The 21,349-nt window shown below is 44.5% G+C and carries 22 protein-coding genes; 7 read left to right on the forward strand and 15 right to left on the reverse strand.

The features are described from left to right. Positions 1-28: 28 nt before the first annotated feature. The 3 genes from ubiG (at position 29) to F551_RS0114710 (ending at position 2,003) form a co-directional block, all read left to right on the forward strand. On the forward strand, positions 29-775 hold the full coding sequence (gene ubiG, locus F551_RS0114700) for a bifunctional 2-polyprenyl-6-hydroxyphenol methylase/3-demethylubiquinol 3-O-methyltransferase UbiG (RefSeq protein WP_018998286.1): 747 nt from the start codon (positions 29-31) through the stop codon (positions 773-775). Positions 776-879: 104 nt separating this feature from the next. Beyond that, positions 880-1,545: a DUF924 family protein gene (locus tag F551_RS0114705; RefSeq protein WP_018998287.1), complete on the forward strand. Its 666-nt coding sequence runs from the start codon at positions 880-882 to the stop codon at positions 1,543-1,545. Next, a complete protein-coding gene (locus F551_RS0114710) occupies positions 1,545-2,003 on the forward strand; it encodes a YaiI/YqxD family protein (protein ID WP_018998288.1) in 459 nt (152 codons plus the stop codon). Before F551_RS0114705 ends, F551_RS0114710 begins: the two co-directional genes overlap by 1 nt. On the opposite strand, the gene F551_RS0114715 is transcribed toward F551_RS0114710, so the two are convergent. Genes F551_RS0114715 through F551_RS0114725 form a run of 3 tightly spaced genes read right to left on the reverse strand, consistent with a single transcriptional unit; the run spans position 2,000 to position 3,617 of the window. After that, a complete protein-coding gene (locus F551_RS0114715; RefSeq protein ID WP_018998289.1) occupies positions 2,000-2,467 on the reverse strand; it encodes a DUF1178 family protein in 468 nt (155 codons plus the stop codon). The genes F551_RS0114710 and F551_RS0114715 overlap by 4 nt on opposite strands. 58 nt (positions 2,468-2,525) lie before the next feature. Next, positions 2,526-2,780 carry a glutaredoxin 3 gene (gene grxC / locus F551_RS0114720; protein ID WP_018998290.1) on the reverse strand — a complete coding sequence of 85 codons (255 nt, stop codon included), beginning with the start codon at positions 2,778-2,780 and terminating at the stop codon, positions 2,526-2,528. 39 nt (positions 2,781-2,819) lie between these two features. Next, positions 2,820-3,617 (reverse strand): ComF family protein, encoded by a 798-nt coding sequence (locus tag F551_RS0114725; RefSeq protein ID WP_018998291.1) that lies wholly within the window; start codon positions 3,615-3,617, stop codon positions 2,820-2,822. On the opposite strand from F551_RS0114725, the gene F551_RS16780 reads away from it, so the two are divergent. Then, positions 3,611-4,477, forward strand: coding sequence for a methyltransferase domain-containing protein (locus tag F551_RS16780; protein ID WP_018998292.1), 867 nt, complete (start codon positions 3,611-3,613; stop codon positions 4,475-4,477). The genes F551_RS0114725 and F551_RS16780 overlap by 7 nt on opposite strands. A 17-nt stretch (positions 4,478-4,494) precedes the next feature. Here the strand turns inward: F551_RS16780 and F551_RS0114735 are convergent, their stop codons facing one another. The 4 genes from F551_RS0114735 to F551_RS0114750 are packed head-to-tail and all read right to left on the reverse strand — an operon-like array spanning position 4,495 to position 7,388. After that, entirely contained in the window at positions 4,495-4,698 is a 204-nt protein-coding gene (locus tag F551_RS0114735) for a Flp family type IVb pilin (RefSeq protein ID WP_018998293.1), read from the reverse strand. Beyond that, positions 4,680-5,114, reverse strand: a complete 435-nt coding sequence (gene mutT, locus F551_RS0114740) for an 8-oxo-dGTP diphosphatase MutT (protein ID WP_018998294.1) — start codon at positions 5,112-5,114, stop codon at positions 4,680-4,682. Before mutT ends, F551_RS0114735 begins: the two co-directional genes overlap by 19 nt. Before the next feature lie 42 nt (positions 5,115-5,156). Then, positions 5,157-6,398 (reverse strand): bifunctional glutamate N-acetyltransferase/amino-acid acetyltransferase ArgJ, encoded by a 1,242-nt coding sequence (gene argJ / locus F551_RS0114745; protein WP_018998295.1) that lies wholly within the window; start codon positions 6,396-6,398, stop codon positions 5,157-5,159. Positions 6,399-6,416: 18 nt separating this feature from the next. Next, positions 6,417-7,388 (reverse strand): peptidylprolyl isomerase, encoded by a 972-nt coding sequence (locus F551_RS0114750; protein ID WP_018998296.1) that lies wholly within the window; start codon positions 7,386-7,388, stop codon positions 6,417-6,419. A 364-nt stretch (positions 7,389-7,752) separates the two neighbouring features. On the opposite strand from F551_RS0114750, the gene secA reads away from it, so the two are divergent. Both secA and F551_RS0114760 read left to right on the forward strand, forming a co-directional pair. After that, positions 7,753-10,461 (forward strand): preprotein translocase subunit SecA, encoded by a 2,709-nt coding sequence (secA, locus tag F551_RS0114755; RefSeq protein ID WP_018998297.1) that lies wholly within the window; start codon positions 7,753-7,755, stop codon positions 10,459-10,461. A gap of 272 nt (positions 10,462-10,733) precedes the next feature. Then, positions 10,734-11,480: a DUF481 domain-containing protein gene (locus tag F551_RS0114760; RefSeq protein WP_018998298.1), complete on the forward strand. Its 747-nt coding sequence runs from the start codon at positions 10,734-10,736 to the stop codon at positions 11,478-11,480. 53 nt (positions 11,481-11,533) lie between these two features. Here F551_RS0114760 and F551_RS0114765 read toward each other — a convergent pair whose 3' ends face one another. From F551_RS0114765 to F551_RS0114785, 5 genes are all read right to left on the reverse strand, one after another. After that, a complete protein-coding gene (locus tag F551_RS0114765) occupies positions 11,534-12,499 on the reverse strand; it encodes an acetyl-CoA carboxylase carboxyltransferase subunit alpha (protein WP_018998299.1) in 966 nt (321 codons plus the stop codon). Between the two features lie 74 nt (positions 12,500-12,573). After that, positions 12,574-13,791, reverse strand: coding sequence for an esterase-like activity of phytase family protein (locus F551_RS0114770; protein WP_233355270.1), 1,218 nt, complete (start codon positions 13,789-13,791; stop codon positions 12,574-12,576). Next, positions 13,751-15,736, reverse strand: coding sequence for a cobaltochelatase subunit CobT (gene cobT / locus F551_RS0114775; protein ID WP_018998301.1), 1,986 nt, complete (start codon positions 15,734-15,736; stop codon positions 13,751-13,753). Before cobT ends, F551_RS0114770 begins: the two co-directional genes overlap by 41 nt. Positions 15,737-15,776: 40 nt before the next feature. After that, entirely contained in the window at positions 15,777-16,760 is a 984-nt protein-coding gene (gene cobS, locus F551_RS0114780; protein WP_018998302.1) for a cobaltochelatase subunit CobS, read from the reverse strand. Positions 16,761-16,909: 149 nt separating this feature from the next. Next, positions 16,910-17,584, reverse strand: coding sequence for a DnaJ domain-containing protein (locus tag F551_RS0114785; RefSeq protein ID WP_018998303.1), 675 nt, complete (start codon positions 17,582-17,584; stop codon positions 16,910-16,912). A 39-nt stretch (positions 17,585-17,623) separates the two neighbouring features. On the opposite strand from F551_RS0114785, the gene F551_RS0114790 reads away from it, so the two are divergent. Then, the gene (locus tag F551_RS0114790) at positions 17,624-17,890 is read left to right on the forward strand and encodes a BolA family protein (protein ID WP_018998304.1); all 267 of its coding nucleotides are present in this window, start codon (positions 17,624-17,626) and stop codon (positions 17,888-17,890) included. Between the two features lie 206 nt (positions 17,891-18,096). Here F551_RS0114790 and F551_RS0114795 read toward each other — a convergent pair whose 3' ends face one another. The 3 genes from F551_RS0114795 to aroB all read right to left on the reverse strand — a co-directional run bounded on the left by F551_RS0114795 (position 18,097) and on the right by aroB (position 21,345). Beyond that, complete coding sequence (locus tag F551_RS0114795; RefSeq protein ID WP_018998305.1) at positions 18,097-18,840, reverse strand: helix-turn-helix transcriptional regulator; 744 nt, start codon at positions 18,838-18,840, stop codon at positions 18,097-18,099. A 101-nt stretch (positions 18,841-18,941) separates the two neighbouring features. After that, positions 18,942-20,213, reverse strand: coding sequence for an HlyC/CorC family transporter (locus tag F551_RS0114800; RefSeq protein WP_018998306.1), 1,272 nt, complete (start codon positions 20,211-20,213; stop codon positions 18,942-18,944). A 10-nt stretch (positions 20,214-20,223) separates the two neighbouring features. Then, complete coding sequence (gene aroB / locus F551_RS0114805; protein ID WP_018998307.1) at positions 20,224-21,345, reverse strand: 3-dehydroquinate synthase; 1,122 nt, start codon at positions 21,343-21,345, stop codon at positions 20,224-20,226. Positions 21,346-21,349: the final 4 nt, after the last annotated feature.

The following is a 21,349-nucleotide window of genomic DNA, read 5'->3' on the forward strand; positions in this document are numbered from 1 at the left end:
CATTATTTAGTCTTTATGAGGCACAAAAATGAGCCCAAAAAGCCCAAGCATAGATGAAAGCGAAATCGAAAAATTTCGTGCGATGGCCTCAGAATGGTGGGACCCAAAGGGAAAATTCAAACCACTTCATAAGTTCAATCCCGTTCGATTGGCATTTTTAAGAGACAGAATCTGCTCTCATTTCGACCTTGATGATAAATCACGTACCCCCTTGCAAGGTTTACGTGTGCTGGATATCGGATGCGGCGGCGGTCTGGTTTCTGAACCAATGGCACGGCTTGGGGCACAAATGACATCTGTTGACGCCGGTGAAGCCAACATCAAAACCGCCATGACCCACGCTCAAGAAACAGGCGTTGAAATAGACTATCGCGTGGGTACCGTCGAAAAATTAATTGAAGCTAAAGAACCAGCCTTCGATGTTGTGTTAAACTTGGAGGTCGTTGAGCACGTTGCCGATGCTCACCAATTCGTTCAAGACACAGCCAGTCTGGTAAAACCTGGCGGAATAATCTTCGTTGCTAGCATAAACCGGACAACAAAGGCTTTCGCCCTCGCTATTGTAGGTGCCGAATACATCATGGGGTGGTTGCCAAAAGGCACACATGAATTTGATAAATTGGTTAAGCCTGATGAGGTCAAAAACGCCCTGAAGTCGGCCCAAATAGACATCGAAGAAACCACAGGCGTGAGCTATAATCCCCTAACAGGAGAATGGTCCTTGTCTTCTGATACAATGGTCAATTACATGTGTGTCGGAAGTCGTTCAAAATAAAACAGTATAAGTGTTTTATTTTGCGGAAGATCACCATATATCATGCGAACTGACATCGCAGATGAAATAGGCAATTGGGACATATTTGGAGGGCCTCTAGCACCATGTATATTGATAATGCAGCAATTGGTCGTGAAGCCCTAAGCAAGAAACGCGCATTTCGTCCCCTACAAACACCAGGTGATGTGCTTCATTTTTGGTTTGACGACGCTGCCAGCGACCCAACCAAATTACCCGAACGTGATAACCTGTGGTGGTCAGGGGATGAAGATGTAGACCGTCTTGTAGCTTCGCGCTCAGTTGCAATTCTTGCACGCCTAGCTTCCGGCCTTGGTGAAATCTGGGCTGATAAAGGCGCTGCCGAGCGTCTTGCTGCTATTGTTGCTTTGGACCAATTTACCCGCAACATTTTCCGCGACACAGAGTTTGCATTTGAGAATGATGATCTAGCGCTTAAGCTCTGTAAATCAGGCTTAGCAAAGGATGACGATAAGGTACTAGCTCCCGTTAAGCGTTGGTTTTTCTATCTTCCGCTGATGCACTCTGAAAACATCGATGATCAGGACCTTTGCGTTCAGCTATTTGAAATTTTAAGAGATCAAGCAGATGACGTCTCCAAAGAAGCTTTAGAAGACGCCTATAACTTCGCAATTAAACATCGCGATGTTATTGCTGAGTATGGCCGGTTCCCTCATCGCAACAAAGTACTTGGCCGGATATCCACGCCTGCTGAAGAAGAATACTTAGCTCAACCCGGTGCCGGTTTTTAATGGCATCAAATTTAACTATCTACATCGATGCAGACGCCTGCCCTGTCAAAAATGAGACTTACAAAGTTGCAGAGCGTCACACCGCCTTAACTTGGGTTGTATCCAATTCATTTCTTCAAGTTCCTCGAATGCCATTTATCAAACAAATGGTTGTCGATGCCGGCCCCGATGAAGCTGATAATTGGATTGCTGAAAACTGCGATCACCATTCTGTTGTCATTACTGCAGACATCCTCTTAGCCGAACGCGCATTAGAAAATGATGCCATCGTTCTTAAACCCGATGGTAAGGCATTCACAAAAGAGACCATAGGTGCAGCTGTCGCCACTCGCGCTCTGATGGAGCAACTGAGATCGACCGGCGAGCAAATGGGTGGTGCAGCACCATTTTCTCAAGCTGACCGATCTCGTTTTCTACAAGCACTGCATGAAGCATGCGTGAAGCTAAAATCTAATTAATTCAATTTTTTAGTATCTTTGGGAGCAGGAACTGGAGGTACGAAAGGTTCCGGCAACGGCACAGTCGTCACGCCTTCATCAGCAAGTGATTTTGCTTCCTCGGCTGATGTTTCTCCCCAAACTGCTCGTTTTTCTTGATCACCATAGTGCATAGCACGCGCTTCATCAGCGAATTTGTCACCAACATAGTCATGCGTTTTACCGATATGCTCGCGTACTTTGGAAGCGACTTTTTCAATTTCATCTGGCGTCGGTAATGAATCAGACTTTGGCATTTTCAATTTGCCGGATTTAGTTCCTGAATCTCTCACCATTGGTGCCATGATCTGTTTCCGGATATTCGTGCACCCGCAAACCGGACACTCCACCAAGCCACGCTCAACTTGCTCATCATAAGCAGAAGAGGACGGAAACCATGCTTCAAATTCATGATCACCTGAACAAGATAGCGCATATTTGATCATCTATTTGACCTATTACTAAGAAGAGCCTTGCTCCCTTCCCGCAAGGCTTACACATCAATTAAGCTAGCATACCATCAAGTACGCCCTGATGTTCCAGCAACATCATATCATCGCATCCACCAATGTGTTCATTGCCGATGAATATCTGCGGAAATGTACGACCACCATTTGAGCGATTGATCATTTCTTGCTTTTTAGAAGCATCACTTCCAGCATCAATTTCTTCAAATCCTACACCCTTTTGCTTTAAGAGTGAAACTGCGCGTGAACAGTAAGGGCACAATTTGCGTGTATAGATCGTCACTTTTGCCATTAATAGATATATCCTAGATACTTTTTCCCAACCGCTAAGTCATATAGTAGGATCTACAGGACTTACAACGCGTGACAAGGTAACAATATCGACATTTGCAGCGCCATGCCGTTTTAATACACGACTGCATGCCTCGACAGTTGCCCCTGTTGTGTAGACATCATCCACCAACAAAACACGTTTTCCTGTAAGGAAAGGATTGTGTTTCTCTCCAATTTGGAAAGCACCTTCTACATTTTTCCGACGCCCATTTGCGCTTTTTCCGGCCTGCGAAGGTGTGTTTTTCAACCTTTTAAGAATATGATGTTCTAATGGAATATTGGTTTCCCGTGATATGGCGGCGGCCAACCAGAGCGATTGATTATACCCACGTGCTCTCAACCTTCGCACGTGCAGTGGCACTGCCATTACCACATCAGCTTCCTCTACCAATTCAGCACCATATTCCGCGCACCATCTCGCTAAAAGCTTTAGCCCAGTCCGATCCGCTCCATTTTTAAATCGCAATACAATTTGGCTCGTTAGATCATCATATGCAAAAACTGACCTTGCGCGGTCAAAGCCTGGTTTTCTGGCAATACACGCGGGGCATTCCTCATCCAGAAAAGCATCCGCAACCTCATGCAACACCTCAAAAGGCATTCCACATCGGCAACAATTAGGGCCTGATAAAAAACGGATCTTGGACCAATGTTCTGGCTCGATTAATCCTGGCCCGGCAATCTGTTCTCCTGTGATTAGAGAACGCGTGGGCCATATCAATTTATCGACGCGCCGCATAAATCTATGCAAATGATTGCCTAATTCTCGTAAAGCAGCATATTGGCGCGATGGCATACTCACCTGATCAAAATCCCCCCCTAGTCTTCAACCGCGAACTTTTAAAAAAGCACAGAAATCGCGCTGCGCAAAATTTTGATCAATTTTCTTTTTTAAAACAACGTGCCGCACAAAGTATGGTCGATAGACTAGAAGACATTTCGACATCATTTAATCGCGTGCTGGACCTTGGTTGTCACTCTGGAACCTTGGAAAAAGAAATCGCTAAGTCCCAAACTATTAAAAACCGAGTAAAAGATACTTTTCATTGTGATATTTCATACAAATTCACTGCGCAAATAGTGGGTATGGCAATAGCAGTTGACGAAGAACGCCTTCCTTTCAAATCATCAAGTTTTGATGCAGTTTTTTCGTGTTTGTCACTTCATTGGGTGAACGATTTGCCCGGCACACTTATCCAGATCAAAAACATACTCAAGCCTAACGGCTTATTTATTGGTCAGTTATTGGGTGGACGTACACTCCACGAACTTCGCACTTGCTTTATACGAGCTGAAACTGAAATCCGCGGAGGGGCAAGTATGAGGGTTTCCCCATTTGCAGATGTGCAGGATTTATCAAACCTTCTTCAACGGGCTGGCTTCTCAAATCCGGTAGCGGATACTGAAACAATCAATGTCCGCTATTCGCACCCTCTAAAATTATTGCAAGATTTAAGAGGCATGGGTGAAACTTCCGCTCTTTTTATAAACAAAGAGAACCGTCCGCCCAATTTAACGCGAACAATTTTATTTAGAGCCCTTGAAATCTATGGTGAACAATATGCAACAGAGGATGGGAAATATCCTGCAACATTTGAGATCATCACTGCTTCAGGGTGGACTACATCTCCAAACAGATTTCTTAACAAGGAATAGGTGTATTGGCTAAACTTTTAGGTGTTTTGAGAATCTACTGCTTCCTGCCACTTTTCACCTAGGTTTTCAAAACCGTCACCTGTCTCTTCACCCATAACACGTGCACCTGTTATAATGGCAACAGCAATCAAAGAAGCCATTAATCCGTACTCAATGGCTGTCGCACCTGATCGATCCGACCAGACTTGCTTGAAAAGGTTTCTTACTTTTTTACCAAACATAAGCGGTTTCCCATCCACCTTCTAAATTCATCCATAAGCTCCACATCCGCTGGAGGCGTTGGATAATTTGCCAAATCCTTTTCAGATACCCAAGCCAGTGATTGGCCTTCGCACCCTTCCGGAGTTCCTTGCCATTTCTGACAAATAAAAACCGGCATTAGAAGATGAAAGTTCTCGTAGGAGTGTGATGCAAAACTGAAAGGAATTAAATCCTTTTGCTCAACATCAATCCCTAACTCCTCCTTCAATTCCCGGACCAACGCTGCTTCGGGAGTTTCACCCTCTTCAACCTTGCCACCTGGGAATTCCCAGAGACCTGCCAAACTTTTACCTTCTGGTCTTTGTGCCAGTAACAAGCTGCCTTTTTCATCCACGAGAGCAACAGCTGAAACCAGTACAAGTTTTAAGTCTGACATATATTTAGTACACCTTTTTCAAGATCAAATTAGGATTGGAAGTTAAGTTCGATAGGCTCCGTTAATGTCCACGTAACCATGAGTGAGATCACATGTCCAAACTTGCGCAATACCTTCCCCAACGCCAACATCGACTTTAATGCTGATTTCTGAAGACTGACAGATTTCGCTAGCCGCATCTTCCGAATAATTTGCAGCACGCATCCCACCAGAAGCAACTTCTACATCGCCAAAAGAAATACTTAATTTATCTTTATTCACGGGCTGATCCGTCTTCCCCACTGCCATCACGATACGCCCCCAATTGGCATCAGATGCAGCAAGGGCTGTTTTCACAAGTGGAGAGTTGGCAATACTCGTTGCAATTATTTTTGCTGAATTATCTGTTTTCGCACCTGATACTGTGATCGCAATTAATTTTGATGCACCTTCGCCATCTCTCACAATTTGAACAGACAGATCCAACATAACTTTATGTAATTCGGCCGCAAATTCTTCCAGTCTCGGATCATTAACATCATCTATCAACGAACCTGACTTGCCTGTTGCAAAAAGCATTACTGTATCAGACGTGGATGTATCACCATCCACCGTTATGCAGTTAAAGGTTTCATTTGTATAACGAGACAATAAGGACTGACACACCTGTGGGCTTAGGTTTGCATCGGTGAATACGTACGCCAACATAGTCGCCATATTCGGCATAATCATACCCGAACCTTTAGCGACACCTGCAATATTGATGGCTTCCCCATCAATCGCAGCTTCCCCAGCACTGGCTTTCGGAAAAGTATCTGTCGTCATAAATGCGACGCCCGCATCATTCAGAGACGCCTCGCCTAGAGAAGGCCATATCTCATGGACTTTATCCGCAATAAATTTTGGTTCTAATGGTTCACCAATAACACCTGTAGCCGCAATGAAAACATTCTCTCTTTCAACATTTCCAAGCTTTGATACAGCCGCAATAGTTGCTTCATTTTTTGCAATACCAGCTGCCCCTGTAAATGCATTTGAGTTTCCAGCGTTTACAACTAGAGCTCTCGCTTTGCCTTCGCTTAGACGCAAAGCTTCACGACACCAATCGACATCTGCCGAACATGTAGATGAACGTGTAAATACACCCGCGGCTGAAGCCTCTTCATCGAAGTAAGCAACAAAGACATCATCTCGATCGCCATAAAACCCATTACACCCCACAGCAAACTTCACGCCCGCAATATCAGGTAATTTTGGTGTATTCTCCGGCGCGAGGGGAGATTTTGTTAGCTTCATTCCAGCCATGTTTTTTCTTTCGATTTATTATTCGCTCGAATTATCAGGTGTTGTGGTCGGGTTTCCGTTTTCATCCAATTCAGCTGCATTTGAAAATGCATCATTGATTGGCCCTTCAACCTCATCAAATGATCTGATGATGGCGGCATCTTTGTGCAATTTTCTTAGCAAGCGTTCTAACTCACTTGCAATCAAAAAATCCCAAATCTGTGGCCGCAATTCTTGAAGTGTCGGAAGTGGTTCAGGGCGCTTTTCTTCAATCTTGATAACCACCCAGCCTTTTCGTGTTTCAAATGGCTGAGATACCCCGCCCATAGCCGTATTTTCAATAGCGTTTGCTAAAGGCAGAGGTGCTGTCTCTGGGTTGATAAACCCAAGATCACCACCTTCTAAACGTGTCTCTTCATCGATTGAACGGTTAGATGCCAAAACCGCAAAATCGGTTTCAGCAGACATCTGCCTAATCATTGAATTGGCGGCCTCAAGAGTTGGCAAAACTATTTGCCTAACACGATACTCTTCTCCCAATTGCAATTGCTTCAAATTAATGGACGTTTCATAATATTTTTGAATAGACGCTTCATCCACACCTTGCGCCAACAATTTGTTTCCCAAAAGTCGATCACGAATAACTTTCAGGCGATGTTCAACATAAGGGTCGGCATGAAGATTTTGTTTTTCAGCTTCTTTTGCCAATAAATGATCATCGATCAACGAATTCAAAATACGCGTAAACTCTGGAGATCCTGAGTCAATCTTGCGACCTGCAAGCACAACACCTTGTGATTCTGCTTCCATCTCGATATCAGAAACATAGATAGGGAAACCATCAATTGTAGCAGCAATGATGCCCTCTTCTGCTCCTTCTACCGGTGTTGGCTGAATAAGAACTGCACCATCTTCTTCACATGCCGATATGATTGCCAAAGCTCCGAATGAAACAAGAATATTTCGCGCTATATTGCGTTTTTTAACTGTCTTCATCTCAGTAAGGTCCATGATTCTATTTCCCTAAGCACAGTTGGAATTCAGCAGCTTAAAACAACCAAATGGTGTTTCACGAATTTCATTTGAACGCTCTCAATACGAACCCAACTTGGTTTAGTCGAGATGTATTCAACATATTATGACTGATATGTGCGGTAAAAACGCAATAAAGCAGCTCTTTGCTGCTCCTAAGGCGTTTCACTGCATTGACACACCACAAGCGGCTGCTTACCTCTGCCTAATTGGTTTGACATATTATAACCTTTTAAAGGCGTCATTCCTAAATCCAGTGGAAGACAACGCAATTTCTCTGTTGTGTCGTCAGTCTTGTTATTTATCTATGCCCCTTTTGGGGCAGTCGAACGGTAGTATATTTATGTTTGGGATTGCCCAGAAAATTTTTGGTTCCGTCAACGACCGCAAATTAAAGCCATTCCGCGCTCGCGTGCAACAAATCAACTCGCTAGAGCCGGTTACTGAAGCTTTGTCCGATGATGCTTTGCGCGCACGTACCGGCGAGTTCCGTCAAAAAATTGCCAATGGTGCACCGATCGATGACATCCTCCCTGAAGCATTTGCGACTGTTCGAGAAGCTGCAAAGCGCTCTATCGGTCTTCGTCACTTCGATACCCAACTTATCGGTGGTATGGTTATGCACGCTGGTAATATTGCCGAAATGCGAACAGGTGAAGGTAAAACCCTGGTTGCGACAGCTCCAACATATCTAAACGCGCTTGAAGGCAAAGGTGTTCACGTTATTACAGTGAACGACTATCTGGCTCAGCGTGATGCTGAATGGATGGGACAAGTTTATAATTTCCTTGGCCTTAGCTGGGGAACTATCGTCCACGGTATGGATGATAATCAGCGCCGCGAAGCTTATGCTGCTGATATCACATACGGAACAAACAATGAGTTTGGTTTCGACTATCTACGCGATAACATGAAATACTCGTTAGCCGACATGGTTCAACGTGGTCACCGTTACTGTATCGTCGATGAGGTGGACTCCATTCTGATCGATGAAAGCCGGACACCGCTTATCATTTCTGGTCCGACTGACGACCGCTCCGAGCTATATATGAAGCTGGATGCGATTATCCCTCACCTCGTAGATGAAGACTTTGAAATTGATGAAAAACAAAAGTCGGTTGTCTTCACTGAAGATGGGAATGAACGACTAGAAGAATTGCTGACGCAAGCAGAACTTCTTGAAGGCTCAATGTACGAACCTTCGAATGTGTCCGTTGTTCACCATGCAAATCAAGCCTTGCGTGCGCACAAGCTATTCACTCGCGATATCGACTATATCGTTCAAAAAGGTGAAGTTGTCCTAATTGATGAATTTACGGGCCGCATGATGCCAGGCCGTCGTTTATCTGAAGGTCTGCACCAGGCTATCGAAGCCAAAGAAAAAACAAAAATCCAACCTGAAAACCAAACTCTGGCTTCTATTACATTCCAGAATTATTTCCGTCTCTACGACAAACTCTCAGGTATGACAGGTACAGCTTCCACCGAAGCAGACGAATTTGCAGACATCTATAAACTCGGTGTTTTGGAAATTCCGACAAACAAACCTATCCAACGTATTGATGATGACGATGTTGTTTACAGAACAGCAAAAGAAAAATTCAATGCCATTATTGAAGATTTGGCAGACTGTGCAGAACGAGGCCAACCTGTTCTTGTAGGTACTGTTTCGATTGAAAAGTCAGAACTGCTTTCAACTCTGCTCGCCAACAAAGGTGTTAAACACCAAGTTTTGAATGCGCTTCACCACGAACAAGAAGCTCAAATTGTAGCTCAAGCAGGTGTTCCTGGAGCCATTACAGTTGCTACCAACATGGCTGGTCGTGGTACCGACATCCAGCTTGGCGGTAATCTTGAAATGCGAATCGAAAAAGAAGTCGCAGAACAACAAGAAAAACTTGGGCGTGAATTAAATGAAGCTGAGAGCTCAGCCCTAGTCGCAGAAATCACAGCTGATATTGAAGCTAAAAAACAGCAGGCCCTCGATGCAGGTGGATTGTATGTTTTAGCTACTGAACGCCATGAAAGCCGCCGTATCGACAACCAGTTGCGAGGTCGTACAGGTCGTCAAGGTGATCCTGGTCGCTCTAAATTCTTCATCTGTTTGGAAGATGACCTTCTTCGTATTTTCGCGGCAGACCGCCTTGATGCCATCATGCGTCGCCTCGGTATTGAAGAAGGTGAAGCTATCATTCACCCTTGGATGAACAAAGCTCTCGAAACATCACAGCGCCGCGTTGAACAACGCAATTTTGAGATTCGGAAAAACCTCCTCAAATATGATGATGTGATCAACGACCAGCGTAAAGCTGTGTTTGAGCAACGCATTGAATTCATGCACGCGAAGCAAGTGACGGATGACATCAAAGAGATGCGTCACCAAACAGTCGAAACCATGATTCATTCCTACATGCCGGAAAAAGCATTCCATGAGCAATGGGACATCGATGGTTTAGAAAAAGCAGTGCTAGAAGAGCTAGCTCTTACTGCCCCTGTTCGTGCTTGGGCCGATGCAGAAGGTGTGGCAACGGAAGAAGTTGTCGATAAGCTTATTGAATTTGCCGACGATGCTTATGCCAAAAAAGCAATTGGCGTTGGTGAAGAACGCATGCGTTGGATTGAAAAACAAGTGCTTCTTCAGGAAGTTGATACACGCTGGCGTGAACACTTGTCGAATCTAGATCAACTTCGTTCAGTAGTGCACCTTCGTGGATACGCACAGCGCGATCCTCTAAACGAATTCAAGTCTGAAGCGTTCTCGCTCTTCGAAGCTCTTCTTTCAGATATGCGCAGCGCAGTTACGACTATGCTTATGCGCCTTCAAGTAGCTGAAGAAGGTGGAACACCTCCTTCTGAGATTACACCTGCTGAACCGCCCAAAGCAGTTACCGAAACCCACATTGATCCGCAAACGGGTCAAAATGAAATGGATAAAAAAAAAGATAACCTCCCCGCAGGATGGGAAAGAACCCCAAGAAACTCAGCCTGCCCATGTGGATCAGGAAAGAAGTTCAAACACTGCTGCGGAGACGTAAGCAAAGTAGCGCTATAGATTTAAAAACGCCTACTTTTCAATCAATTCGATAACAAAAAGCGTTCACATATAAAGTGGACGCTTTTCTTTTGTTGGTTCCATAAAACTCAATTGCTTTTACATTAATTTTTTGTAACAACTGCAGAGATATCTTGTACGGAGATTGCTGATGTGCTGCTAAGCCAGTCTTTGTGCATTAACCACAAAAATGACGCTGTTTGAGCAATATAAATACATTTACAACGCTCATTACACTGAGAAGACATAGATTAAAACTACGAGACCAGCTGATGAAAATTTCTTCCATTCTCACCCTAACCGCCCTGAGCACATTTGCGGCCCATGCTCATGCACAGGCTAGTTACACTGGCGAGGGCTCTTTCACTGCTGGATACACGACCGGGAACACCGAGACAACCAATGTCGGTATAGGACTAAAACTTGCCCGCGAAGGCTCAAAATGGCGTCAATCAGGAGAATTCAAAGCTGATTACGGTGAAAATGAAGGTGACGAGAATAAAAATCGTATTTTCACAGCCGCGCAGTTGGATCGCAAATTTGAAAGCCCCCGGTGGTCCGCCTATGGACGCACCACATACGAGCAAGATAAGTTCTCAGGATTTGATAACCGAGCATTCGTAGGTGGCGGGTTAGGATATATAGCCTTAGACGGAGATAAAACGACTTGGACGCTTGAAGGTGGTCCAGGTTGGAAGTTTGACGAAATCGCGCAAAGAACAAACAATGGTGAAGTAATCCCCGCATTCAGAGAAGACAGTTTCGCTTTCCGCGCCGGGTCTACATTTAACTATCGTTTCAATGAGAATGTTTCACTCACAAATGATACAAATGCTGTTTACGCGGAAGCATCCACACAATTTAAGAATGGATTATCGCTGACTGCCAACCTGTTCAATGACATCTCAGCGAGACTTTCATTTGACGTACGCTACGACACGGATCCGCCAAGTGGCAAAACCGAAAAAACAGATACTGCAACGAGAATCTCATTCGTGTACGCATTTTCAAATCACTAAAACAAAAAGGCTCCTGAAATCAGGAGCCTTTGCTTAAACTACTCGAACTAAGTTTAATTTAAACCTTCACGTCCGATAGCATAAAAACGCTCTTTCCGCTGTTTACGAAGCTCCTCAGGAGACATGTCTTTCAACTCTTCCAATGAGCGATCTAACAAATCAGCAATACGTGTAAAAACATCAGCTGGTGCACGATGCGCGCCACCAATTGGTTCTTCCACAACCGCATCCACAATTTTCATTTTCTCGAGATCAGCGGCTGTAATTTTCATCGCTTCAGCGGCATCTTTTGCACGCGCTGCATCTCTGAACAAAATTGAAGCAGCTCCTTCAGGAGAAATTACTGTGTAAATTGAGTGCTCCAACATGAAAACACGGTTCCCAGACGCCAAAGCAACGGCTCCACCTGAGCCGCCTTCACCTGTAATGATAGAAATCAGAGGTGTGTTTAGTGTCAAACCTTTTTCAATGGATTTTGCAATCGCTTCAGCCTGACCACGCTCTTCTCCGCCGCGCCCAGGGTACGCCCCTGCCGTGTCAATCAACGCAATTACGGGTAAATTAAAACGCTCAGCCATTTCATACAGACGATATGTTTTTCTGTAACCTTCAGGACGCGCCATACCAAAATTATGCTTGATACGCTCTTCAGTTGTGCGGCCTTTAACATGCCCAACAACCATTACTGGTTTACCGTTAAAGCGTGCCAACCCACCAACAAGAGCTTCATCATTCATGAACTTGCGATCACCCGCAAGTTCCACCCATTCAGTGAAAATATTTTCGACATAATCGAAAAAGTGTGGCCGTTCAGGATGACGTGAAACCTGAGCTTTTTGCCATGGGCCTAGGCTAGAATAAATATCACGGAGCTGTTTATCAGACTTTTCACGCAACTTTTGAACTTCATCTTCAATAGAAGCACCACCCTCAGCCGCAGCAGCTTCTAGCTCAGCGATTTTTTTTTGCATTTCTGCAAGTGGTTTTTCGAAATCCAAAAAAGTAGATGGCGTGGACACGTTCAATCCTTACATTCTAAAAATATCCAACCCAACAAGTACGCTGAGCTGCCATTGGATGCAAGCCTAATTGATCAATAAGCCTTTGGTAGAACATTGAAAATTAGCAGTAAACTTCTCTGCTTTGGAGAAAAGTTGTCATCTGACACAATAAACAGACGAATAATGCCATTTTCTTCTCTTCTAACTGCAATGCCCTCAAAATTATCACTAATTCCCGGAGGTTTTAAATAAAGTAATTCTTTAGGTTCACCCAAGGAGTATTTGTCATTCTCACCAAGGCTCACTGATGTTTGCAACAGACGAATATGTGTACCAGTCAGAGGAGAATAATGACGGTGCAATGAATACAATAGACCTTCAGATTCGTTCAGTGGCAAATAATCACTTCCCGTCATCTTTTTTCCGCCACCCGCAGACAGTTTGTGCTCAAAATCCACAAAACTTTGATTTGGACTAATCGAAATTTGCGAGGCCCCGTCTTTTAATGCCTCTATCCCCAATATAAGCCCACCATCCCGCGTGAGAGCTAAGGCTTCCATCCCTTGATTTCCACCTAATTTTTCTACCCCGTCCTCTCCGAGAACAAGATCAAAAATTTTGCTTGCGCGCGCATTCCCACCACAGGTGGTCAAATCAAATGCTTCTACACGGTGCTTTTGTTCAAAGGATACCAGAGCCAGCCCATCACTCACAGCTAACCCTTCTGAATCGGCAGCTCGCTTACTGTCATAAGGATTACCCGCTGCATCACGCATAACACTCATCTGTGCATTCACCGGCAAAAGATGATCAAACTCGTCCATACCAATCCACAAAAAATCCCCTTGATCGGTGACTGATAAAAGAGAACCATTTTCCAGTGTTTCAAGACCGGAAATCCCGCCAAATCGTGGGTTGTCGCTCGTCAGGTGATATCCAGCAACATATTCCACTCCACTGAGTGTAGCGCTTTTCAAAAAGTCTACAGGTGACGCTTCTGTGGAATTAACGTTTAACAATTCAACGGGTTGCGCATTCAAACTGATATCTTCGGGAGACACATAAGGTGTGCCCGATGGGCATGAATTGTTGTAATGTTCTTCTGCATTTTCCGCGACGAGCCAACGTTTATCTAATTTTGGAAGGTCAGCATTACGTGCTGCCTCAGAATCTACCAGTTTTTCATCCACCACATGCAGTGAAGACGTTGTTTGGCACCCCCAAACAACACCTACGATTGCCAATGCACTTAAAATGAGGCTCGATTTTCTAACGCTTAACAACACGACCAATATCACCCGGATCTGCACGCCTTATTCCAGAAACAGTTGTTTTAGAAACAGCAGCCGGAGTTTTGACAATTTTTTTCTGCTTCGAGGTTTCTTCTTTTGAACTTGTAGTCATTTGTGAGCCCTTCATAGGCCCTTCTTCGTCAAACAATTCGGCAAGCTTATCAGTCATGGCGCCGCCAAGCTGTTCAGCATCCACAATCGTTACAGCACGGCGATAATATCGCGTAACATCATGCCCTATACCGATAGCAAGCAATTCAACAGGAGATTTCGTCTCAATGTATTCAATAACTTGACGCAAGTGAGCCTCAAGATAGTTGGAAGTGTTCACTGACAATGTTGAATCATCGACTGGCGCACCATCTGAAATCACCATCATAATACGGCGCTGTTCAGGTCGGCCTAACAATCGATCGTGCGCCCAGATTAGCGCTTCGCCATCAATGTTTTCTTTGAGCAACCCTTCACGCATCATCAAACCAAGGTTTCTTCGAACCCGCCGCCAAGGTGCATCAGCGCTTTTATAAACAATGTGACGCAAATCATTTAATCGCCCAGGAGCAGCTGGTTTCCCAGCCTGAATCCACTCTTCACGTGCCAAACCGCCCTTCCAAGCTTTGGTTGTAAAGCCAAGAATTTCAACTTTCACACCACAGCGTTCCAGAGTACGCGCGAGAATATCCGCACACAAAGCCGCGACCATAATTGGCCGTCCGCGCATTGATCCCGAATTATCTAGCAACAACGTCACAACAGTATCGCGGAAATTGGAATCATCTTCCTGCATGAAGGAAAGCGGAGATGTCGGATCAACCAGAACACGCGTTAGACGCGCTGTGTCCAAAATTCCTTCTTCCAGATCAAATTGCCATGAACGATTTTGCTGCGCCATCAAACGGCGTTGAAGCCTATTGGCCAACCGAGATACCGCACCCTGTAATCCCTGCAACTGCGTATCTAGATAAGCGCGCAAACGAGACAACTCTTCTGGGTCGCATAACGTTTCTGCTGGCGCGACTTCATCATGTGCTGTTGAGAAAGCTTTATAATTGGAAGTAGATAAATCATCACCAGGCTGATAATTTGGACGAATGGGCTGTGAATCATCTTCCATTTCTGGAGCATCTTCATCCGCGTCAAAATCAGATTCCGCCTCCATAGCCATGGCGGCATCGCTTTCAATTTCGCTTTCGCTGTCTTCCTCGTCTAATTCTTCGCTACCTTGCGATTCTTCTTGCTCATCACCAACAGAATCAGTGTTGTCCTCTTCAGGATTATCTTCTGCTTCTTCTGGTTCTTGGCTTGGATCTTCAGTTTCATCTGCAGGCGAAGTTTCATCGCCCAATTCCAAATCTTTTAGCAGCGATTTAATCGCTTCTGAAAATTTGTGCTGATCATGCATCGCATCAGCGAGCGCATCGACAGAACCAGAAGCTTTCTTTTCAAGATCTACCCGCCAGAAATCTGCAACATGCTCTGCCGCAGGTGGAAGTGGTTTACCACTTAATTTTTCACGTAGCAGAAACTCAATTGCATCTGCTTGTGGAATATTTGTTCGTTCTTGGATTCGGACAAATTCTGCGCGTTCACAACGTTCTTCCAAAATTGCATCCAAATTTGATGCAATCCCATCCATTTCTTTGGCACCAAGCGCATCAATGCGAGCACGCTCTGCGCCTTCGTATATAGCAGCAGCTTCTTCCGAGGTTGGTCTATTTGCTGAGTAAGCAACAGGGTCATGATAACGTTTGGTAAGAGCTAGTTTGTCCGCTTCCCCTCTCGCTATAGCAGCTGTGCTGGCATTCAATTTTCGAGGCGGCGAATTTAAAATAATCTTATCGCCAGCCACGCGCCCGCCATCTGCAGAAAAGCTCACTTCCACGTCTTTATCCGCTGCAAGCGATGCAGTGGTTATAGCCATGGCTGAACGAAAAACCTCGTTTGGATCTGCAGGTTTACTCATGAATGAACAAATACTCTTGGATAGATATCAACAATATGGCTTAGGTAGCGAGCCCCACTAATGCACTTTCCGGAAGATCTTCTCCAAACGCTCTTTGGTAGAACTCTGCCACGATTGGACGTTCAAGTTCGTCACATTTATTGACGAATGTCATACGAAAAGCAGTTGGAACATCTCCAAAAATCTTAGCGTTTTCAGCCCATGTGATTACAGTTCTTGGGCTCATCACCGTAGAAATATCACCATTAACGAACGCAGCACGAGACAGATCTGCAACATGCACCATTTTCGACACGATTTCAGGCTCCATCTCAGGCACTTTTGCTGAAACAATTTCAGTTTCAACATCATGCTCAAGATAGTTCAATGTGGTAACGATTGACCAACGATCCATCTGACCTTGGTTTAGCTGCTGAGTCCCGTGATAAAGCCCTGTTGTGTCTCCAAGACCAATCGTGTTGGTTGTAGAAAACAAACGGAAGTTTGGATGTGGACGCATTACTTTATTCTGATCAAGCAATGTTAACTGACCAGAAGCTTCAAGAATACGCTGAATAACGAACATCACATCAGGACGCCCTGCATCATATTCATCAAACACCAATGCTATTGGGCGCTGCAAAGCCCACGGCAGTATTCCTTCACGGAATTCAGTGATTTGCTTACCATCCTTCAGAACAATTGCATCCTTACCAACAAGATCAATACGTGACACGTGACTATCCAAATTGATCCGCATTAATGGCCAATTCAAACGCGCTGCAATCTGCTCTATGTGAGTAGATTTTCCTGTTCCGTGAAAACCTTGCACCATGACACGGCGGTTATGCGTAAACCCAGCAAGAATCGCACGTGTTGTTTGCGGATCAAAACGATATGTTTCGTCCAGATCAGGCACATAAGATGAGCGCTCAGGAAAAGCAGGAGCAGTTCCATCAATATCAACGCCAAATGTGTCTCGTATGGACACCTCAACAGTTGGAGCCAAATCTTTTAATTCTTCGGATGCATCGGTTACGGACATGAGACCTACATAATATCAAAATATCTATTCAAATCTCCGGCACCATAGAGTGTGCCGTGAAATCTTTCAAACGGTAACAACAAGAATATCTCTAACAAGTGAGTTATTAAGGTGAGACAATACAGCCCACACCTGTTCATCTCAAAACATCATTGAGTCAAACCAGCGGCTTTTAAGGTTTTGAATGCCCGCATGACCTTTCCTAAGCGATGTTCTTGAGAGCGGTCTCCACCATTTGAATCTGGGTGACATTCTTTAATCAATCGCGAGTAAGCGACTTTTATGTGCTTAGGCCCAGCATTGTGTGGCAACCCTAATTCATCCAAGGCTTTAACCTGCAAACGCGTTCTTTGAGGAGCATCAGTTTTTGAAGACGGACGAATTGGATTTCCATCTGCATCAAATTGATGCCGTCCGTTATAAATGCGTGCACGCAATCCTTCGGCTGTAGCTGATCCACTAACTGGACCTGATCCAAATTTCCAAGTTTTCTGGTGTCCGGCATCTTCCGAATTACGGAACGCCATGTATTCAGCCTCAGTCATGCCGTCAAAAAAGTTGTACTGCTTATTGTACTCAGCAGCATGACGCTGACAAAACCAGTGAAAATCCGAATCGGTTTTGTTTTTTTTATTGATTGAGGCAGCATCCTGTTTGGGAGCTTTACACACACCTGGTTGATCACACCCTTTGTGTTCACAAACGCGATCGGTCACAGGTTGCTTGTTACGTACATTCTTCCGCCCACGGTGACCAGGCGGCTTAATACGAATATCCACGAACTTTGCGCGGAAGTTGTCTTTTGAGTCTTCAGAATCTGCCATAAGACTTTAAATGACCTATCTTCACTAAAGGATCAAGAATTGACAAATCGCCAAAACCGTATCCGCACTGCACTAACAGCTGAACTTTCACCTGACCTTTTGGAAGTCGAAGATGACTCTCATCGACATGCCGGTCATGCGGGCGCGAGCCCAGCTGGCGAAACACACTACAGCATTAAAGTCTGGTCCAAAAGCTTTGAAGGCATGAACCGAGTAAAAATTCACAGAAAAATAAATGAAATCCTGCAACCAGAATTTGATTCAGGGCTGCATGCGCTTTCAATCAAAATAATTCGGCCGGAATAAGAGTTTCAAACGGTGATGCGATAATCACCAACACAACTCATCAATATGCCAACTAGAAAGATATACACACCTTCTTGGATCTAAAAACGATCGATACAAGAAGGTGTTTAATGCGTCCCCGCCAACCTAGAAGCATTAAGAGGGACTATCTAAAAATTAAGAGTCATACGCAACTAGGGAAAACCCTAGCAAACCCCACTTTTTGGCTATTTTTTTGAAAAAGTACTAGATATCAACCCCTTCTCTCTAGCCATTGTAATCGCTTGAGAGGTACTACGAGCACTAAATTGTTTACGAATATTGGTAAGATGCGCTTCTACAGCTTTGACAGAAATACCTAATTGATCTGCTGTACTTCTGTCAGTATTCCCATCTGCCTTTGATTGCAAAACCTCGATTTGACGAGCGGTCAAATCATGATCTCTTAGAGGTTTTCCCACACGCCGATTCAATAAAAGCACGCCCTCTTGTACGAATTTTGTACTTGCAAGATCAAACATGATCCTCACATCAGGATCTCTATCCAACTCATTCCCATACAGCGATACCAAATAATACGAACCGTTTAATGTTGGGATTAGCCGACTATACCCATCCGAATACCCAAATTTTTTCGCATCATCCATCACCTGTTGGGCTTCTTTTGTCATAATAGAATGTGCGATTTGCTCATCCCAATACCCAGCATCATTCCCCTTGATGAGTGCTGCAAACACAGGATCAACTTCAAAATAACGTTTTTCGCGGTAATACCTTGCCCACTCTCTAGGCCACTCGCCAAAACCGCGGCTCAACTTTGCATCGCCACCGATCACAGCCCAAGCAGAACTCGCTACCACGCCGTGCGGCTTCACCAATTCTTGAAAACACCGCCCTAATTCGGGGACATCCATGCAATTTGAAGCTTGTTGTGCAAATTTAAACGTCTTTTCGGCGATAAGATTGGACATCCCCATCCCTTCTGAACCATCTGAGATAGAATTTTTGCCACAGACCTAAAGCTGTATAAACATATTAGTAGTTGTGAAATAACGATTATTTATAGTTGTTACTACAATTTTCGATCGCGTCTTACCCGTAATCCAGTGATCTGATTGCGATGTTTTCTCATTATCTCAAACTGGTATCCGTGAAATATAAATTTCCGCCCAGGGTCTGGAATTGTCTGAGTTTCGTGAATAACCAATCCCGCCACCGTTACAGCTTCGTCATCGGGTAAATCCCAATCCATTGCACGGTTCAAATCTCTAATAGGAGCCCAACCATCCACAAACACTGATCCATCAGGCTGCGGACGAACCCCTTCAACCGTGACATCGTGCTCATCACGGATTTCTCCGACAATTTCCTCAAGAATATCTTCTAGTGTGATCAGGCCCATAATGGCCCCATATTCATCCACGACAATCGCAAAGTGAGCTTGATTTCGTTGAAAATGGTCTAATTGATCCTGAAGTGTAGTCGTTTCAGGCGCAAACACTGCTTTGCGCTTAATCTTATCAACCTCGAGACTAGAAAAGTCTCCATCGGCCTCCATAATCGCACGCAACAAATCTTTAGCATGCAAAATACCGATAATTTCCTCTTTATCGCCGCGATATAAGGGTAAGCGAGTATGCGGACTTTCTAGCGCCTGTCGAACTACATCATCAGGCGGTAAATCTGCATCAATCATAACAATTGATTTTCGGTGCACCATCACGTCTTCAACGGTCAGCTCTTTGAGATCCAAGACACCACCTAGGCGGTGTTTATCTTCAACCTCCACATTTCCATCTTCAGCATGCATGTTGATTGCGCCACGTATTTCATCAACGGGAGCAAGAGCATCTGCTTCGGCTTTAATGCCAAAGACTGCCAAAGTGATTCGAACCAACACCTGAACCACTTTTACTAAAGGTTTTAACAACCGAACGAGCACACCTATGGGACCAGACACAGTCATTGCAAACCGGTCAGCATTGTTAAGCGCATACGTTTTTGGCAGCACTTCAGCAAATACAAGAACCAAAATCGTCATTACCATAGTGGCAACAGCGACCCCGCTCTCCCCAACAACTTGCAGCAAATATGATGTTGCTATGGAGGTCGCGAGAATATTGACCAGATTGTTTCCTAGAAGGATAGATCCAATCAAACCTTCTTGATTGGCAATCAATTTATTGACGCGCTTAGCACCTTTTTTTCCTTCTTTTTCAAGAGAGTGCATGCGTGCGCGCGAAGCAGCTGTCAAAGCCGTTTCAGAACCAGAAAAGAAACCGGACATCATCAATAGGATAAGAACGACAATTGGTGGCCACACCAACCCTATATCAATATTCATAATGCTCTATTTAGTCCGCCGTTTCTGAATTCAAGAATACCAATAAATTATCAGCATCTACATTTTTCTCGATATAGGACTGCCCAATCCCTTTTGCGAGGATAAGTGTAAGACGCCCTTGTTCTGTTTTCTTGTCATGCATCATATGTTCCAACAACGCATTAGCTTCATATGGACCACCCGCTAAATTGCGAACATCAGTTTCCAACCCTAAAGCTGCTATCGCTTTCTCGGCGCGTGTCACGTCCTGACCTGAACAAAGATCAATTGCTTTTGAGTAGCGATATGCCATCGCCATCCCAGTTCCTACTGCCTCTCCGTGAAGCAAAGCTGGCCCAAAGCCATTTGCTCTTTCCAACGCATGTGCAAAAGTATGCCCTAAATTTAACAATGCTCTTTTACCACGCTCAGTTTCATCTTCTGAAACAATACGCGCTTTGGCTTCACAAGAAACTCTTACAGCTTCCGCTAGAGTATCAGGATCAGCCGCGTTTAATTTTTCTGCATTTTGCTCAATGAACTCGAAAAAATCTGGATCATCAATCAATCCATACTTGATGACTTCTGCCAAACCTGCACACAGTTCGCGCACAGGCAAGGTTTGCAAAACATCCTGATCGGCAATCACCATTTCAGGCTGATTGAACAAACCAATCAAATTTTTTCCCATTTTAGAATTGATAGCGGTCTTACCACCAACAGAAGAATCAACTTGAGAAAGCAATGTCGTTGGAACCTGAACAAAACGCATTCCACGTTTCAATAAGCCAGCGACCAACCCTGTGAGGTCACCAATAACTCCGCCTCCAAACGCAAGCACCACATCATTGCGGTCTGCTCCTTGCGCCATCAATGCATCAATTGTGCTTTCCAAAATTGAATAGCACTTCGTCGCTTCGCCTGGCGGCAATATTTCCACAAATGATTCGATGTTTTCTTGAACCAATCCATTCTGCAATGTCTCCAAATGTGTCTTGGCAACATTTTCATCAGTAACGATGAACACGCGTTGTTGTTTCAAAATTGGCTTGATAAGCTCACCAGCTCGCGACAGTAAGCCAGCAGCGATATGGATGTCATAGCTGCGTTCGCCCAATGCGACAGTCACTTGTTTCGCTGAATTCTGAACCATTATT

It is taken from the genome of Hirschia maritima DSM 19733, from assembly GCF_000378345.1.
In the GTDB taxonomy this organism is placed as follows: Bacteria; Pseudomonadota; Alphaproteobacteria; order Caulobacterales; family Hyphomonadaceae; genus Hirschia; species Hirschia maritima.